A 17,823-nucleotide genomic window follows, 5' to 3' on the forward strand; every position below is an offset into this window, starting at 1 on the left:
CATGACGTCTATCCGTGCGCGCCTGCAGCGCCGGCTGGCCTGGCTGATCGCGGCGGTCTGGGCGCCGGCATCCCTCCTGATCGTGGTTGCCGTCGCCTTGGAGTACAACGAGTCGTTCCACAGCCGGACCGCTCACACGGCACAGCTGATGCTGGCCTTCGCCTCGACACAGCCGGCGTCGCCGACGGTGTTTCCGTTGTTCAGACCGCAGCAAAGCTCCGACTTCGACGTCGACCTCGACGACTACCTGGTCGTGATCAGCCGGGACGGGCAGCTGCTTTATGCCTCGGAGCCGCTGCCACCGGAGCAACTGCTGGCCCTGCCCACGAAAGGCAATGTCGAAATCGGCGGTGAGCCGCGGACGATCGATAGCTTTGAGGACGAGCGTACCGGCACACGGGTCGTGATCGGCATCGACACGTACGAGCCACTGGTCTCCTCTCTCCAGGTGGCTGGTTTGGTGGCGGGCTATGTCCTGATCGCGACGGCATTGGTGCGTTTCGTCTTGAACTTCGGCATCCGCTCCGGCCTGAAGCCGCTCGGCGCATTCGCCGACCAGGTCCGCGACCGGAGCGAGGAGAACCTCGCTCCGCTCGACGAGACCGAGGCCCCGAGCGAGCTGCGAGGGGTCGCCCACGCGCTCAACGGCCTGATGGCACGGCTGCAGCTGGTGCTGGAGCACGAGCGCGACTTCGTGTCGAACGCGGCCCATGAGCTCCGCACCCCGCTGACCGCGATCCGGGCACAGGTGGAAGCCCTCGAAGGCGACCTGCCCGAGCGCATCCAACCGCGCTTCGCCAACATCCTGGAGGCCACGGACCGGGCGGGCCGGCTGGTCGCGCAGCTGCTCGACGTCGCCCGGTCACAGTCGATCGACCTCACGCGGCGCCCTGGCAGCCGCATCGATCTGGTCGAGCTCGTTCAGTCGGTCATCGCCGACCTGGTGCCATCGGCCAATGAGCGCAACGTGGAGGTCACGCTGGAATCGCCCCGGTCGGCCGCGGTCACGGGCCACCGGGAGCTGCTGGCGATCGTGCTGCGGAACCTCGTCGAGAACGCGGTGAAGTATGCCGCCTCGCCGGGCCGGGTCATCGTCACGGTCGCGCGAGGCCAGCCGGCCGCCATCGACCTGCTGGTGGAGGACGACGGCCCCGGCCTGTCGGCGGAAGCCTTCGAGCGCGCGTTCGAGCGGTTCCAACGGCTCGGGCGCTCCGGCGGCGATGGGGTCGGTCTCGGCCTTTCGATCGTCGCCGAGCTGTGCCGGCGCATGTATGTGCCGGTGGACCGGCTAGAACCCGGCGCGCTCGGCGGGCTGCACGTCCGCTTGCGGCTGCCCGGCGCGCTGCCGCCGGTGTTGCCGCCGGACCTCCGTACCTCGCACTATGGATGACGGCCCCGGCGGCCCCGCTGCGCAGCGGCGGAGAGTTCCTGTCGCAGCCCCACACAGGAACGAGAGAAACTGTCCCTTGACGCGGGCAGCCTGTCGGGATTAATTCCATCACGTTCAATTAATTAACGCGCCCGGGAGGAGAGGAAGGAAGTGCGACGGTCCGCCATCCGCCGCGGCACGAATTCGGTGCAGCTCCGCCGCTACAACGAGCGGCTGGTGCTGCAGACCCTGCGCCGCGCCGGCGAGGCGTCGAAGGCCGAGCTGGCCCGGCTGGCCGACCTGACCAACACCGCAATCGGCGGCATCATCGCGCAGCTCGAGGCGGACGGGCTGATCGTCTCGCTCGGCAAGCGCCATGACGGCGGCCGCGGCCAGCCCGCCACCCTGTACCGGCTGGCGCCGAAGGGCGCCTACGGCATCGGCGTGCGGCTGGACCGGCGCAGCATGGAGTCGGTGCTGATCGATTTCGGCGGCGCGGTGATCGCCCGCCGCAGCCATGACGGGCTGCTGCCCGCCCCGGCCGAGGCGCTGCGCATCGCCCGCCAGGACGTGGCCGAGCTGCTGGCCGTCCTCGCCCCGGCCGACCGGCCGAAGCTGGCCGGCATCGGCCTGGCCCAGCCCTATAATCTCGGCGCCTGGCTGCACCAGCTGGACCTGCCGCCGGCGGATTTCGCCACCTGGGACACGGCCGATTTCGCCGCGATGCTGGAGGTGGCGACCGGCCTGCCCGTCTTCGGCGAGAACGACGGCACCGCAGCCGCGGTGGCCGAGCTGTTCTACGGCATCGGCCGCAGCATCGACGATTTCCTGTACCTGTTCATCGGCCCCGCCATCGGCGGCGGCGTGGTGCTGGGCGGCGACTGCCTGCGCGGCCCGACCGGCAATGCCGGCGATGTAGCGCTGCTGCCGGTCGGGCCGGGGCGCCTCGCCTCCGCCCCATCCCCCGCCGACGGCCGCGACATCCTGCTGACCCGCGCCTCGCTGAACGCGCTGTCGCGCCATCTCGTCTTTCACGGCCTGCCCGGCGGCAGCCGCGCCGACCTGAAGGCCGCGATCGCCGCCGGCCGGCCACCGGTGGCGGAATGGGTCGAGGACTGCGTCGACGCCCTGACCGATGCGATCTGGTCCGCCACCGCCCTGCTGGAGGTGCGCAGCGTGATCATCGACGCCGATATCGACGACGGGCTGATCGACGCCCTGATCGGCCGGCTGCAGGTGCGGCTGGCCGCCACCGTGCCGGAGGCCGGCCTGCCGCCGCGCCTGCTGCACGGCACCTTCGGCTGCGATGCCGGCGCCATCGGCGCCGCCAGCCTGCCGATGTTCTTCAGCTTCTCGCCGCGGGCCTCGATCCTGACCCGCAGCGCCGACGAGAGAGGATGGCGCGACCATGCTGCAGCCGCAGACTAGCCCCACGCCGATCCTGGAGATGCACGGCATCTCCAAGACCTTCCCGGGGGTGAGGGCGCTGACCCGGGTCGACCTGACCGTCTATCCCGGCGAGATCCACGCCCTGATGGGCGAGAACGGCGCCGGCAAGTCGACCCTGATGAAGGTGCTGTCCGGCGCCTACCAGGCCGATGCCGGCGGCACCATCCGCCTCGACGGCCGTGAGGTGGCGATCGACGGGCCGCTCGCCGCCAAACAGCTCGGCATCGCCGTGATCTACCAGGAGCTCAGCCTGTCGCCGAACCTGAGCGTGGCAGAGAACATCTATCTCGGCCGCGAGCCGAAATCCGGCCCCTTCGTCGACCGCAAGGCGATGCTGGCCGGCTGCGAGGACGTGCTGAGGCGGCTCGGCGCCGGCTTCCGCCCGACCACGCTGGTCGGCACCCTGTCGATCGCCGAGCGCCAGCTGGTCGAGATCGCCCGCGCCATCCACGCCCAGGCCCGCATCCTGGTGATGGACGAGCCGACCACGGCGCTGTCGGCGCGCGAAACCGACCGGCTGTTCGAGCTGATCCGCCGGCTCAAGGCCGAGGGGCTGGCGATCATCTACATCAGCCACCGGATGTCGGAGATCTACGAGCTGTCCGACCGCGTCTCGGTGCTGCGCGACGGCAGCTATGTCGGCACGCTGGACCGCGATGGCCTGTCCGCCGAGGCGCTGGTCAAGATGATGGTCGGGCGCGACATCTCCGGCTTCTACAAGAAGGAGCATGACGCGCATCAGAGCCGCGGCCGGGTGGTGTTCTCGGTCCGCGACATCAGCGACGGGCACCGGGTGCGCGGCTGCAGCTTCGAGCTGCACGAGGGCGAGGTGCTGGGCATCGCCGGCCTGGTCGGGTCCGGCCGCACCGAGCTGGCGCGGCTGATCTTCGGCGCCGAGCCGAAGACATCCGGCGAGGTCAGCCTGGACGGCAAGCCGCTGCGGATCCACGGTCCTGGCGACGCCATCGCCGCCGGCATCGCCTACCTGACCGAGGACCGCAAAGGCCAGGGCCTGTTTCTCGACATGTCGGTGCAGGACAACATCAACCTCGTGGTCTGCGGCACCGACGCCGGGGCCGGCGGCGTGCTCGACCGCGCCCGCGCCAAGATCCGGGCCCGCGACGCCATCGCCGCGCTGAAGATCCGGGTGGCCAATCCGGAGGTCACGGTCGGCGCGCTGTCCGGCGGCAACCAGCAGAAGGTGCTGCTGTCGCGCCTGCTGGAGACCAAGCCGCGCATCCTGATCCTCGACGAGCCGACGCGCGGCGTCGACATCGGCGCCAAGTCGGAGATCTACCGCATCATCGACGGGCTGGCGAAGGCCGGGATCGGCATCATCGTCATCTCCTCGGAGCTGCCGGAGGTGATCGGCATCGCCGACCGCGCCTTGGTGATGCGCGAGGGCCGGATCGAGGGCGAGGCCGGCGGCGCCTCCGGCCGCCCGCTGACCCAGGAGGCGATCATGGCCCTCGCCACCGGCATCACCGACCCCGTCACCGTCCAGTAAGGGATCGTCATTCCATGGCCGACAACGCCGCAACCTCCGCCGTCAACCGCGACGCCGAACGCCGGCTGATGATCCAGGGCCTGATCCGGACCGTCGGCATGCTGCCGGTGCTGATCCTGCTGTGCATTGCCTTCTATGCGATGAACGGCCGCTTCGCCTCCTGGCAGAACGCCTCGATCGTGATGCAGCAGGCCTCGATCAACACCGTGCTGGCCGCCGGCATGACCTTCGTCATCCTGACCGGCGGCATCGACCTGTCGGTCGGCTCGATCCTGGCGGCCGCCGCCATGGTCGCGGTGCTGGGATCGCTGATCCCGGATGCCGGCCTGCTCGGCATCCCGCTCGGCCTGCTCTGCGGCCTCGGCTTCGGCCTCGCCAACGGGGCGCTGATCGCCTTCCTGCGGCTGCCGCCCTTCATCGTCACGCTGGGGTCGCTGACCGCGGTGCGCGGCATCGCCCGGCTGCTGGGCGACGACACCACCGTGTTCAACCCGTCCCTGGCCTTCGACTTCATCGGCAACGGCACCCTCTTCGGCGTGCCCTGGCTGGTGATCATCGCCTTCCTGGTGATCGTCCTGTCCTGGCTGGTGCTGCGGCGGACGGTGCTGGGCGTGCACATCTATTCGGTCGGCGGCAACCCGGACGCGGCCCGGCTGTCGGGCATCAAGGTCTGGCGGGTGCTGCTGTTCGTCTACGGCGCCTCCGGCCTGCTCGCCGGCCTCGGCGGGGTGATGTCGGCCGCCCGGCTCTACGCCGCCAACGGGACCCAGCTCGGCACCAGCTACGAGCTCGACGCGATCGCCGCGGTGATCCTGGGCGGCACCTCCTTCGTCGGCGGCATCGGCTCGATCTGGGGCACGCTGGTCGGCGCGCTGATCATCGCCGTGCTGTCGAACGGGCTGATCCTGGTCGGCATGCCCGACGTCTGGCAGTACATCATCAAGGGCCTGATCATCATCGGCGCCGTCGCGCTCGACCGGCTGCGCCTGCAGGGATCGGCCCGCACCTGAGTTTCCGACCATCCGGAACGGGCCGGCGGGACCTCTGGTCGCCCGCCGGCTCCAATCGCACAGACCAGGGGAGGAACCACGTGCTGAAACACATCCTGCTCGCCGGCGTCGCGCTGGCGCTGTCTGTCGGTGCCGCCGAGGCCAAGGATCTCAAGAAGATCGGCGTCTCGCTCGGCTCGATGGGCAACCCGTTCTTCGTCGCCCTGGCCAAGGGCGCCGAGTTCGAGGCGAAGAAGACCAATCCGGATGTCGAGGTCCAGGCCGTCGGCTACGACTACGACCTGGGCAAGCAGTTCACCCAGATCGACAACTTCATCGCCGCCGGCGTCGACATGATCCTGCTCAACCCGGGCGACCCGAAGGCGATCGGGCCGGCGATCAAGAAGGCCCAGGCCGCCGGCATCATCGTGGTCGCGGTCGACACCGCGGCCGAGGGCGCCGACGCCACGGTGACGACCGACAACGTCCAGGCCGGCGAGATCGCCTGCAAATACATCGCCGACAAGCTGGGCAACAAAGGCAACGTCGTCATCGTCAACGGCCCCCAGGTCTCGGCCGTGACCGACCGGGTCAAGGGCTGCCACAACGTCTGGGACAAGCTGCCGGACCTGGAGATCCTGTCCGGCGACCAGGACGCCAAGGGCTCGCGCGACGGCGGCCTGGCGGTGATGCAGAGCCTGCTGACCCGGTTCGAGAAGATCGACGGCGTCTTCGCCATCAACGACCCGACCGCGATCGGCGCCGACCTGGCGGCCAAGCAGCTCGGCCGCAGCGACATCGTCATCACCTCGGTCGACGGCGCGCCGGATATCGTCGCCGCGCTGAAGGGCAGCACGCTGGTGCAGGCCTCCTCGGCCCAGGACCCGTTCTTCATGGCCCGCAAGGCGGTGCAGGAGGGCGTCGGCCTGCTCAACGGCCAGAAGCCGGCGCAGGACCCGACCCTGATCCCCTCGACCCTGGTCACCCGCGACAACGTCAACGACTACAAGGGCTGGACCGGGGAGTAAGCCTCGCCGCCTGGATTGGGTTCGCGGACCGCGAACCCAATCCAGGCGTCCTGTCCGACGTCGCCGTGCATGGCAGACCCGGCGCGATCGGCCATGGCCCTGCCGATTCGTCCGGCGTAACTCTGGAGGAACGATCGAGCCGCAACGGGCCCCGTTTCCGATGACGATCTCCCAGGCCGAACCGAAAGGGTCCGCTGACGAAGCGGCCCCGGCCTCCATTCTGCCCGCCATCGGCTACAAGCTGGCCTCGGCCGCCCTGTTCACCTGCATGTCGGCGCTGATCAAGCAGCTCGGCGACCAGTATCCGGTTGGGCAGATCGTCTTCGTCCGCAGCTTCTTCGCCATGATCCCGGTGCTGTGGCTGGTCCATCGCCTCGGCGGCTTCCGGGTGCTGAAGACAGAGCGGCTGGGCGGGCATCTGCGCCGCTCCGGCTCCGGCCTCGTCTCGATGTTCTGCGGCTTCACTGCGTTGAGCATGCTGCCGCTGGCGACGGCGACGGCGCTGGGCTACGCCGCGCCGATGTTCATCACCATCCTGGCCATCCCGCTGCTGGGCGAGACCGTGCGGATCTATCGCTGGAGCGCGGTGGTGATCGGCTTCGTCGGCGTGCTGCTGGTGGTGCATCCGACCCCCGCCACCGGCGTCTCGCTCGGCGCCCTGGTGGCGCTCGGCGGGGCGCTGGCCACCGCCTTCGCCATGGTCTCGATCCGCAAGATGGCGGACACCGAATCGAACGTCACCATCGTCTTCTACTTCACCTTGTCCGGCGCGGTCGCGGGCGCCGCCACCCTGCCCTTCATCGGCGTCTGGCCGGACCTGATCGACATCCCGATCCTGGTCGCGGTCGGGGTGCTGGGCGGCATCGCCCAGATCCTGATGACCAAGGCCTATCAGCTGGCCCCGGCCTCGGTGATCGCGCCGTTCGACTATGCCTCGCTGATCTTCGCACTCGGCCTCGGCTTCCTCGCCTGGGGCGAGTTCCCGACCCCGATCGAGCTGCTCGGCACCGCGGTGATCGTCGGCTCCAGCCTGTTCATCGCCTTCCGCGAGCGACAGCGCCGGATCGTCCGCCCGGTCGGCAAGTCGCTGTGACTCTCATACGCTTGCGCTGAGTCCTGGGAATCGGTGACTGTCCGGCCATGTTGGTCGCATTCTTCGGTTCCCGATTCGTCCGGGCCCTTCTTCTGTCCGCCCTGCTGCTCGGCCCGGCCGCCATGGCATGGGCCGGCTGCACCGACGCCGCGGCGCCACAGGTGAACTGGCGCCGCTGCCTGCAGGACGGCCGGATCCTGAGCCGCGTCGACCTGACCGGCGCCCAGCTCCGCGACGTCAGCCTGACCCGTGCCACGATGGACGGGGCGATCCTGACCGGCGCCGAGGCCTATGGCGCCAAGTTCAACCGCGCCACCCTGCCGGGCGCCAAGCTGGATTCTGCGCGGCTCGCCAACACCGATTTCACCGACGCCGACCTGACCGGTGCCGATCTGAGCAAGAGCGACCTGCGCAACGCCCGCTTCGTCGGCGCCAAGCTGCGCGGCGCCACCCTGACCGGGGCTGAGTTGCGCGGCACCGTGTTCCGCGACGCCGATCTGTCCGGCGCCACCTGGACCGACGGTGCCAAGATCTGCGCCGAGGGCTCGATCGGGCTGTGCGAATAGCCCGGCGGGCCGGCGGCCTCCGAAGCATGAACCGAGCGAAGCGATGACCAGCACCGACCGCCCCACCCGGCGTCCCGCCCTTCCCCTCGACCGCGTCATCGCGGTGATCCAGATCGTCGGCGGGATTGCCGGCCTGACCGAGATCGGCGAGCGGATCTATCGCGACGGCCCGGCGATCATCGCCGCGACGCAGTGGCTGGTCCTGCTGGCCGCGGCACTGATGATGCTGCTCTGCATCGCCGCCGGCGCCCTGCTGTGGAAGCGCCGCGCCCTCGGCTATGCCCTGTCGCTGCTGGTCCAGGCCAGCCAGATCCCGATCCTCTACACCGCCGGCATCGCCTATCATTTCCACATGATCGCGCGGCTTCCGGTGACGCTGGTCGCCGGCGCCACGGCGATGTCGATCACCTCATCCTACGGCATCGGCCTGGACCCGTTCCGCGGGGCGCTGTCACTCGGCTTCTATCTCGACACCGGCCTGGCCGGGACGATCGTCGCGCTCAACCTGGTGCCGGTGGTCCTCTGCATCATCCTGGAGTATTTCCGGCAGCGGAACCGGTAGCCGTCACCCCGCCTTCGCCAGTGCCGCCAGCTTCTCGCCGGTAAGGCGGTAACCGGTCCAGTCCGATTTGTGGTCGAAGCCCAGCCGGTCATAGACCTCCCGCGCCGGGTTCCAGGTGAGGACCGAGAGGTCCAGCCGCTTGCCGCCGCGCGCCACCACCAGCTGCGCGATCCGGGCCACCAGCGCCCGGCCGACGCCGAGCCCCCGGGCGGCGTCGCGGACATAGAGATCCTCGAGATAGATCCCCTCCCGCCCCTCCCAGGTCGAGTAGCTGGAGAAGAACAGGGCGAAACCCAGCACCCGGCCGCCGCGCTCGGCCATCAGCGCCTCGAATTTCGGGGTCGGTCCCCAGCCGTCGCGCAGCAGGTCGGCCTCGGTCGCCAGCACCGCGTCCGGCTCCTTCTCGAACACCGCAAGCTCGGTGATCATCGCCAGGATTTCCTTGGCGTCACGGGGCTCGGCGGGGCGGATCACGAGGTCGGTCATGGCAGGCTCTCGGTTCGGGTCGCGGCGATCCTCGACGCGCCTCCAGGCTGCGTCAACCCGACGCCAGCGGTTTCGGCGCAGCCCGGTCATGCTATAGACAACACATGGTCGAACTTTCCCGGAACATGCCGGCCGGCTTCGAGCCGCCGTACCTGCAGAATCTGAACCCGGCGCAGCGCCAGGCGGTCGAGACCGTCGACGGCCCGGTGCTGGTGCTGGCCGGCGCCGGCACCGGCAAGACCCGGGTGCTGACCACCCGCCTGGCCCATATCCTGTCGACCCGCAAGGCCTGGCCGAGCCAGGTGCTGACCGTCACCTTCACCAACCGCGCCGCCCGCGAGATGCGCGAACGCGTCGCCCACCTGCTCGGCACCCCGACCGAGGGCTGGTGGATGGGCACCTTCCACGCCCTGGCCGCCCGCATCCTGCGCCGGCATGCCGAGCTGGTGGGGCTGCGCTCGAACTTCTCGATCCTCGACATCGACGACCAGATCCGGCTGATCAAGCAGCTGATCGAGGCCGACGGCATCGATTCGAAGCGCTGGCCGGCCCGGGTGCTGCTGGGCGTGATCGAGCGCTGGAAGGACCGCGGCCTGACCCCGGCCAAGCTGAAGCCGGCCGATGCCGGCGAGGTGGCGCAGGGCCGCATGCTGCAGCTGTACATCGCCTATCAGGAGCGGCTGCGGACGCTGAACGCCTGCGATTTCGGCGACCTGCTGCTGCACAACCTGACCATCTTCCAGGAGCATGCGGAGGTGCTGGCCGACTACCAGGACCGGTTCCGCTACATCCTGGTCGACGAGTACCAGGACACCAACGTCTCGCAATATCTGTGGCTGCGCCTGCTGGCCCAGAAGCACCGCAACCTGTGCTGCGTCGGCGACGACGACCAGTCGATCTATTCCTGGCGTGGCGCCGAGATAGGCAACATCCTGCGCTTCGAGCAGGATTTTCCCGGCGCCGCCGTGATCCGGCTGGAGCAGAACTACCGTTCCACCAGCCACATCCTGGGCGCCGCCGGCGGGCTGATCGCGCACAACCAGGGGCGCCTGGGCAAGACCCTGTTCACCGAGGCGGAGGGCGGCGAATCCGTCATCGTCCGCAGCGTCTGGGACGGCGAGGAGGAGGCGCGCTGGGTCGGCGACGAGATCGAGCGGCTGCAGCGCCAGCAGGTGACGCTGAACGAGGTCGCGGTGCTGGTCCGCGCCGGCTTCCAGATGCGCGAATTCGAGGAGCGGTTCCTGACCCTCGGCCTGCCCTATCGCGTGGTCGGCGGCCCGCGCTTCTACGAGCGGCAGGAGATCCGCGACGCCATCGCCTATCTGCGCGTGGTGGCGCAGCCGGATGACGATCTGGCCTTCGAGCGCATCGTCAACGTGCCGAAGCGCGGCCTGGGCGACGCCACCGTCCAGCTCCTGCACACGGTCGCCCGCGCCCAGGGCGTGGCGCTGACCGAAGCGACGCTGCGGCTGATCGAGACCGACGAGCTGAAGCCGAAGCCGCGCGGCGCGCTGCGCGCCCTGATGGGCGATTTCGAGCGCTGGCGCCGCCTGGCGGAGCAGGCCTCGCAGGTCGAGCTGGCCCAGACCGTGCTGGACGAGAGCGGCTACACCGCCATGTGGCAGGCCGACAAGTCGCCCGAGGCGCCGGGCCGGCTGGACAACCTCAAGGAGCTGATCAACGCCATGGGGGATTTCGAGACCCTCCAGGCCTTCCTCGAGCATGTCAGCCTGGTGATGGAGAACGAGACGGGAAAGACCGGCGAGCAGGTCACGCTGATGACCCTGCACGCGGCCAAGGGGCTGGAATTCGCCCATGTCTTCCTGCCCGGCTGGGAGGAGGGGGTGTTCCCGAACCAGCGCGCCCTGGACGACGGCGGCATCGCGGCGCTGGAGGAGGAGCGGCGCCTGGCCTATGTCGGGCTGACCCGGGCGAAGCGCCGCGCCTATGTTTCCGCCGCCGCCAACCGCCGCATCCATGGGCAATGGCAGACCGCCTTGCCCTCGCGCTTCGTCGGCGAGCTGCCGGACGCCCATGTCGAGGTCACCTCGGAGACCGGCTTCGGCGACACCGGCTATGGCCGCTTCGCCGAGGCGGCACCGACCCGGCTGTGGACGGCACCGCCGCAGGGTGGCTTCATGCGTCGCGCCCCGACGGTGATCGAAGGCAGCGGCTATGAGGTGCAGTCCCGGCCGCGTCCGGCCCGTGCGTTCAATGTCGGCGACCGGGTGTTCCACCAGAAGTTCGGCTATGGCGAGGTCCGCAGCGTCGACAGCGACAAGCTGACCATCGCCTTCGAGCATTCCGGCGAGAAGCGGGTGATGGACAGCTTCGTCGTCCCCGCCGCCGAGGCAGGACAATAGGCAGCATGAAGATGATGGTTCGAGGCGCGGCGCTGGCGCTGCTCGCAGCGTTGACTGTTTCCGGCGCGGTTGCGGCGGAGACGGGCAGCAAGCTGGTCCTGCCCGGCGGCAATGGCGAGATCCTGGCCCTGACCTTGCCGGCCGGCTGGGTCCGCAGCTTCGCCGCCACCGAGGGCAGCACCACGGTGGTGGAGTGGCGCAAGGCCGATCCGGCGCAGTCCGGCGACGGCAGCATCACCGTGACCCGCATCGGCGGGCTGGGCAACAGCGACCCGGCCGAGTTCATCCGCGACAGCGCCGAGGCCCTGAAGCAGGCCTGCGACGACATCGTCGAGGGCCAGGTCCGGACCGACCCGGGCGGCACCGTCCGCACCGCGCTCGGCTGCACCCGGCGCATCAGCGACGGCCAGGGCGAGATGCAGCTGCTGCACATTGCCGTCGGCCGCGAGGCGATCTATATCGCCCGCCGGATCTGGCCGCTGGCGGCCTATGACAAGGCGCATCTGCCACTGTCGTCGGGGCAGATCGCCGAAGGCGGCGCCGACATCGACGACCTGCGCCTGTGCAGCCTGTCCGGCGTCGGCACCGCCTGCCCGGCCGAGCTGGCCGCGGCGGTGAAGGACCAGATCACCGACCTGTCGCCCCTGGTGCTGAAGAGTGGCGGGCAGTGAGGGAAGCGGCGGCACGCTGACGCTCTCGAGCCCTCTCTTCAGCGGAGACGAGCCATGCCCGAAGCCGAGACCGCAAAACTTCTCGAGATTCTGGCTTACTGGCACAGGATCGAGTTCTTCATTCCCTTCGACCTCAGGCAAGTCACCGAAGAGAAGAGAGGTGAGTGCATTGCGGTCGCTTCTGCCGGGCTGGCCGACAAGACCGCCATCGATCTCTGGGATGTCTCCATCGGCGAGGACGAGGAGATCGCAGGGTTCAATCTCTATCTCGGCATCTTCGCCAAGGCGGAGATCGACCAGCTCGCGAAACGGCTCCATACCAACGCGGTCGCCGGGACCGAGGAAAGCGAAGATGCCGAACGCGCCGACACCGAAGGCGATACCTGCTTCGCCAGGCTGAAGCTGACGCCGGGCGGCGTGCCGGACCTCGACTCGGTTTCGGTGTCGACGGTGCCATGGGCGATCGGACGCGCCAACCATGACGAATGGGACGCCCTGACGGACCAGAACCGCGCCGATGCCTTCGCCGACCTCGGTGAGCGCCTGCGCGGAGCCGAGACCAAGCGGCTTCTGGGAGCGGACGGCAAGCAGGCAGCAGGACTGAGCGGCTCTGATCTCACCTCGCTCATCGGACTGCTCCAGGATTGGGCCTGCTTTTCCCCCAAGCACTCGGACGCCGCCGTGCTGCAAGTCGTAACAAAGAAGAAGAAGAAGAAGAGGATTTCGGAGAGACCAGGACCGACTCATCGAGCGGCGGATCAGACCGGCCCGGAGCACGCCGAGGCTGGTGAGAAGCCGGCCGATGGCGACGATGACGAGATCGTCGCCACGGATACCGGGATCGACATCCTGAACAGCTTCTACATCCGGGATCTGGAGCGGGCGATGGCCGCGCTGCGCCGGGGCGACGTGCCGGCTGCCCTGGCCGCCTATCTCGATCCGCCGGCTTCGAAGCGGATCGACCTCTACTCCGGAGAAGGGCGCCGGGCGATCTTGGACATGCTCCATCCGGGCCGCCTGCCTTCGGCACGCTGGTTGCGAACGCCGGGACAAGCCATGAGCTTGATGCAGCAATTCGCCATCAACGCCGCTCTTGAACGCCTCGGCGCCGACGGCGTGTTCTCGGTCAACGGCCCGCCGGGCACCGGCAAGACCACCCTGCTCGGCGACATTGTCGCCGAAATCATCGTCCGCCGGGCGCGGGCTCTGGCCGGCTTCGAGACGGTTGCCGACACCATGATCAACGCCTCGATCCGCGCGGCCTTCGCGCGGTCGGATGCTCCGGCCTGGATCCGTCAGCTTTCTCCCGAACTCGTCGGCCATGAGATGGTGGTTGGCTCGTCCAACAACACGGCGGTCGAGAACATCTCGAAGGATCTGCCGAAACGAAAGGCGCTCGGTGAGGGCTGGAGGAATAGCGGCTATCTGCGGCCGGTCGCCCACAAGGTTGTGGTCCAGCAGGGAAACGGGAGGTTCAAGGAACCCGCCGACCTCGATGATGCCCCTTGGGGATTGATTTCCTGCGCTCTGGGCAAGTTCGCGAACCGCCGGGATTTTGCCGATCGGGTGTTCTTCAGGGTGGACCAGCGGGGCCGCAGGCCCGCCTTGCGAGACCCGGCAGCGACCATCCGCGAATGGATCGACGCTTACGACGGCCCGTCCTTCCCCGCTGCCGCCCTGTCATTCCGCGAGGCGGACCAGGCCGTGTCGGCGCAGATCGCGGCGTTGGCGCAGCAAGCCGACATCGCGGCCGAGATGCTGTCGTCGGATGGGCCGGGCATCGTGAGCGCCGCGGCGGCGAAGGCCGAAGCGGCGGGGACGGTGCAGCAGACCGCCACGACGAGGCTCGCCACGATCGAGGCCGAGCTCGCACAATGCTCCCGCAGGCTGGCCGAGCTTGCCGAGGAGGAACGGCTGATCGACCGGCAGTCGCCTGGTCGTCTGGCGTGGCTGTTCCGGCCATCCAGGCATCGAGCCTTCAAAGAGAGCCGCCGGGCCAATGCCGAAGAACAGCTGTCCCGCCGCAGGCGCCTGCGGGTACTGGAAGCGCAGGCGGCCTCCGCCTCAGCCACGCTCGCCACAGCCACGGCGGCACTCGATGCGGCTCGATCGGCGCGCGATGCGGCGGCGGTGGAGTGGTCGCGCAAGCAGGATCGTTGGAAGGATCTGCAAGACCGCCTGGGGCTTTCGGAACTGACGGATCTGGAAAAGGAGACCATCCAGGAAAGGGGGCTCTGGCACGACGATCGCCTCGCAGAATTGCGTTCGACGCTGTTCAACGCCGCGCTGGCTCTGCATGAGGCGTGGCTGGCGGAAGCCGGCAGAAACAAGGACAAAGGCGGGCATGGCTTCGGAGGCAATCTGGTCGCCATCAGCCGGATGCTGAAGGGCGCGCGCCCGATCAACGCCGACTACGCCAGGGTGATCTGGCAGAGCCTGTTCATGGTCGTTCCGGTCGTGTCCTCGACCTTCGCCTCCTTCGGCCGACAGTTCCAGGATCTGGGACCGGGTGACATCGGCTGGCTGTTCATCGACGAAGCTGGCCAAGCCCCGCCTCAGGCTGCGGTCGGTGCGTTGTGGCGGGCAAGGCGCGCGGTGGTCGTGGGCGATCCGCTGCAGATCGAGCCCGTATACACGGTTCCGGCCAGGCTGATCGAGGCTCTGGCGGGCGGCGTCGCGGCGATCCAGGACGGGCGATATGCACCCAACCGCGTCTCGGTGCAGCAACTCGCCGATCGAGCCAATCCCTACGGAGCGATGGTTCCTGCGAATGACCGGGATGAGAGCATCTGGATCGGCAGCCCGTTGCGTGTCCATCGACGCTGCGCCAGGACCATGTTCGACATCGCGAACGCCATCGCCTATGACGGCAAGATGATCTTCGCCACCCGTCCGGATGAGGACGGATATGCGGGCTGGGTCGATGTCGCAGGGCTGGTCCGAGAGGGCAGGCAGGTGGTCCCCGAGCAGATCGAGATCGCAGTCCAAGCCGTGCTGGATCTCTATCGCATCGGTCGAGGCGTGCTGCCGCCCCTTTATCTCATCTCGCCGTTCCGCAGCGTCAAGCAGGCCCTGACGAGGCGGCTCACCGATATCGAGTGCTGGAATGCGCGGCTCGATCCGCTCGGTCTGGCCGTCCCCAAAAGGACGGATCTCGCCAACTGGTGCAAGGAACGCATCGGCACGGTCCACACCTTCCAGGGCAAGGAGGAATTCCTGGTGCTGATGGTGCTCGGCGCGGACCATGCTCATGCCAACAGCGCCGACTGGGCATCGTCGAAACCCAATTTGCTGAATGTCGCAGCGACCCGGGCCAAGCGGGGCTTCTTCATCATCGGCGATCGGAGCCTCTGGGGCGGCAAGCCGTATTTCCGGACGGCGCGGGACAAGCTGCGATGCATGTCGCCGCAGGACTTCCTCGATGACCTGGGCAACCTGCCCGCTGCGCCCTAGCCGGGCCGCCAGCGCAGCACGGACAACGTGACTAGGCACAGGGCAACGAACGTCAATATCGCGTTGGCGGCGTGGGAGTATTCCCATTGCCGCCGCAGCGCCGCCCAGTCGTCCGGCACGGCGGTCCAGTTCGCCGTGGCCTGGTTGGCGGGATAGGTCCACAGGAAGAACACCGCGAGCGTGGCGGCAAGGCATAGGCCGCCGGCCAGGGCCAGCCGGAACGGCACCGGCTGCCGTCGCACACCGATCGCCAGGGCGGTATCCGCTGCGATCGCCACGACCAGCACGATTCCGAGCAAAGCCCAGCCGCGGTAGGTCCCCTGGACCGCGAAATAGGCGGTCTCGTCCAGGCTGAGCTTGTTCGGCATGGCCAGCAGGTGCGCACCGCCCGGGACCAACGCCAGGGCGGTCAGCACCACGGCCAGAAACTGCAGCGCCTTCATCGCGAGCATCTCGTCATCTGCAATGAATCTAGGTGGGACCGCGCCCGCGGGAACCGGTGGCTTCCGCATATGCCGGATGTGCCGCGCGCGCACCGGGCGGTGATCCCGAAAGCTGTTGACTCGACCCGGACTCCCTTCCCATCATTCGTTTACCAACAGTGACCCTCCCCCATCAGAACCAAAGTTTCTGACGGCAGGGAGCGGAAGAAATCCGAAAAAATTAAAATAAATCTGGAGGCTTCGGCATGACGTTCTCCCTCGCAGGTCTGTTGAAACTGGCCCGCGTCGCGATGCTTTCGCTTGCGGCAACTGCCGCGTCCGTGGCGCCGGCCCTGGCAGAAGGCAAGACGATCACGGCGGTGATGCATTCGGCGCTGCGGGTGCTGGACCCGATCCTGACCACCGCCTACATCACCCGCGACCACGGCTACATGATCTACGACACGCTCGTTGCCATGGACGAGCATTTCGCGGTCAAGCCGCAGATGGCGGACTGGACGATCTCCGACGACCGCCTGACCTACAGCTTCACCCTGCGCGACGGCCTCAAATGGCATGACGGCCAGCCGGTGACGGCGGCGGATTGCGTCGCCTCGCTGCGCCGCTGGGGCCAGCGCGATACGCTCGGCCAGCTCCTGATGGAGAAGACCGCCTCGCTGGAGGCCAAGGACGACCGCACCATCGTCCTGACCCTGAAGGAGCCCTACGGCCTGGTGCTGCAGGCCCTGGGCAAGCCCAGCTCGATCGTGCCCTTCATGATGCCGAAGCGCGTCGCCGAGACGCCGGCCGACCAGCCGATCACCGACTACACCGGCTCCGGCCCCTTCCGCTTCGTCACCGAGGAGTTCCAGCCCGGGGTCAAGGCGGTCTATGCCAAATTCGCCGACTACGTGCCGCGGACCGAGCCGGCGAGCTGGGCGGCCGGCGGCAAGGCCGTGAAGGTCGACCGGGTCGAATGGGTGGCGATGAGCGACCAGCAGACCGCGGCCAACGCCCTGCTGTCGGGCGAGATCGACTTCTACGAGCAGGTACCGATCGATCTGCTGCCGCTGTTCGAGGGCAATGACGAGATCACCGTCCACATCGCCAACACGCTCGGCTTCCAGAACATCGGGCGGATGAACTTCCTGTACCCGCCCTTCGACAACAAGAAGATCCGCCAGGCGGCGCTCTACGCGCTGACCCCAAAGGACTTCATGGACGCGATGACCGGCAACCCGGAATACTACCAGCTCTGCGGTTCGATCTACGGCTGCGGCACGGTGCTGGCGAGCGAGGCCGGGGCGACGGCGCCGGACATGGCCAAGGCGAGGCAACTGCTGCAGGAGGCAGGCTATGACGGCACGCCGGTCGTGCTGATGGCGCCGACCGACGTCCCGACCGTCAGCATCCAGCCCAATGTCGCGGCCCAGTCGCTGCGCCAGGCCGGCTTCACGGTCGACATGCAGGCGATGGACTGGCAGACGCTGGTCACCCGCCGCGCCAGCCAGGCGCCGCCGAAGGAAGGCGGCTGGAACCTGTTCTTCACCAATTTCGTCACCTCCGACATGGCCGACCCGCTGTCCAGCTTCCCCTTGAACGGCAAAGGGCCGAAGGGCGGCTGGTTCGGCTGGCCGACCGACCCGGTGGCCGAGACTCTGCGCGCCCGCTTCGCCCGCAGCCAGGATCCGGCGGAGCAGAAGGCGATTGCCGAGGAGCTGCAGAAGCACGTCTATGACGAGGTGATGTACCTGCCGCTCGGCCAGTACAGCGTCCCCACCGCCTGGCGGAACGTCCTGACCGGAGTGCTGAACGGGCCCGCCCCCTATTTCTGGAACATCGAGAAAGCCGAATAGCGGACGGGC

General features: G+C 68.4%; 14 protein-coding genes. 12 read left to right on the forward strand and 2 right to left on the reverse strand.

Annotated features, from left to right (window positions below):
* Window position 1 precedes the first annotated feature (1 nt).
* From AAHM41_RS13140 to AAHM41_RS13175, 8 genes are all read left to right on the forward strand, one after another.
* Window positions 2–1,390: a sensor histidine kinase gene (locus AAHM41_RS13140; RefSeq protein WP_342236994.1), complete on the forward strand. Its 1,389-nt coding sequence runs from the start codon at window positions 2–4 to the stop codon at window positions 1,388–1,390.
* Between the two features lie 150 nt (window positions 1,391–1,540).
* Window positions 1,541–2,797, forward strand: a complete 1,257-nt coding sequence (locus AAHM41_RS13145; RefSeq protein ID WP_342236995.1) for an ROK family transcriptional regulator — start codon at window positions 1,541–1,543, stop codon at window positions 2,795–2,797.
* On the forward strand, window positions 2,778–4,325 hold the full coding sequence (locus tag AAHM41_RS13150; protein WP_342236996.1) for a sugar ABC transporter ATP-binding protein: 1,548 nt from the start codon (window positions 2,778–2,780) through the stop codon (window positions 4,323–4,325). The genes AAHM41_RS13145 and AAHM41_RS13150 overlap by 20 nt, the downstream gene beginning before the upstream one ends.
* 14 nt (window positions 4,326–4,339) lie before the next feature.
* Window positions 4,340–5,335: an ABC transporter permease subunit gene (locus tag AAHM41_RS13155; RefSeq protein ID WP_342236997.1), complete on the forward strand. Its 996-nt coding sequence runs from the start codon at window positions 4,340–4,342 to the stop codon at window positions 5,333–5,335.
* Between the two features lie 80 nt (window positions 5,336–5,415).
* A complete protein-coding gene (locus tag AAHM41_RS13160) occupies window positions 5,416–6,342 on the forward strand; it encodes an ABC transporter substrate-binding protein (protein WP_342236998.1) in 927 nt (308 codons plus the stop codon).
* 160 nt (window positions 6,343–6,502) lie between these two features.
* Window positions 6,503–7,435: a DMT family transporter gene (locus AAHM41_RS13165; RefSeq protein WP_342236999.1), complete on the forward strand. Its 933-nt coding sequence runs from the start codon at window positions 6,503–6,505 to the stop codon at window positions 7,433–7,435.
* A gap of 47 nt (window positions 7,436–7,482) precedes the next feature.
* Window positions 7,483–8,001, forward strand: coding sequence for a pentapeptide repeat-containing protein (locus AAHM41_RS13170; protein WP_342237000.1), 519 nt, complete (start codon window positions 7,483–7,485; stop codon window positions 7,999–8,001).
* Between the two features lie 43 nt (window positions 8,002–8,044).
* Window positions 8,045–8,563: a hypothetical protein gene (locus tag AAHM41_RS13175; protein WP_342237001.1), complete on the forward strand. Its 519-nt coding sequence runs from the start codon at window positions 8,045–8,047 to the stop codon at window positions 8,561–8,563.
* 3 nt (window positions 8,564–8,566) lie between these two features.
* Here the strand turns inward: AAHM41_RS13175 and AAHM41_RS13180 are convergent, their stop codons facing one another.
* On the reverse strand, window positions 8,567–9,049 hold the full coding sequence (locus tag AAHM41_RS13180; RefSeq protein WP_342237002.1) for a GNAT family N-acetyltransferase: 483 nt from the start codon (window positions 9,047–9,049) through the stop codon (window positions 8,567–8,569).
* 104 nt (window positions 9,050–9,153) lie between these two features.
* On the opposite strand from AAHM41_RS13180, the gene AAHM41_RS13185 reads away from it, so the two are divergent.
* From AAHM41_RS13185 to AAHM41_RS13195, 3 genes are read left to right on the forward strand one after another with little or no spacing between them, the layout of a single operon-like run.
* A complete protein-coding gene (locus AAHM41_RS13185) occupies window positions 9,154–11,412 on the forward strand; it encodes an ATP-dependent helicase (protein ID WP_342237003.1) in 2,259 nt (752 codons plus the stop codon).
* Between the two features lie 5 nt (window positions 11,413–11,417).
* Window positions 11,418–12,083, forward strand: a complete 666-nt coding sequence (locus AAHM41_RS13190) for a hypothetical protein (RefSeq protein WP_342237004.1) — start codon at window positions 11,418–11,420, stop codon at window positions 12,081–12,083.
* Window positions 12,084–12,137: 54 nt separating this feature from the next.
* On the forward strand, window positions 12,138–15,536 hold the full coding sequence (locus AAHM41_RS13195; RefSeq protein WP_342237005.1) for a DEAD/DEAH box helicase: 3,399 nt from the start codon (window positions 12,138–12,140) through the stop codon (window positions 15,534–15,536).
* On the opposite strand, the gene AAHM41_RS13200 is transcribed toward AAHM41_RS13195, so the two are convergent.
* Window positions 15,533–15,988, reverse strand: coding sequence for a hypothetical protein (locus AAHM41_RS13200; RefSeq protein WP_342237006.1), 456 nt, complete (start codon window positions 15,986–15,988; stop codon window positions 15,533–15,535). The two genes, AAHM41_RS13195 and AAHM41_RS13200, sit on opposite strands and share 4 nt — an antisense overlap.
* A gap of 236 nt (window positions 15,989–16,224) precedes the next feature.
* Between AAHM41_RS13200 and AAHM41_RS13205 the strand changes: the two genes are divergently transcribed.
* Entirely contained in the window at window positions 16,225–17,814 is a 1,590-nt protein-coding gene (locus AAHM41_RS13205; protein WP_342237007.1) for an ABC transporter substrate-binding protein, read from the forward strand.
* Window positions 17,815–17,823: the final 9 nt, after the last annotated feature.

The organism is Inquilinus sp. OTU3971 (assembly GCF_038440215.1).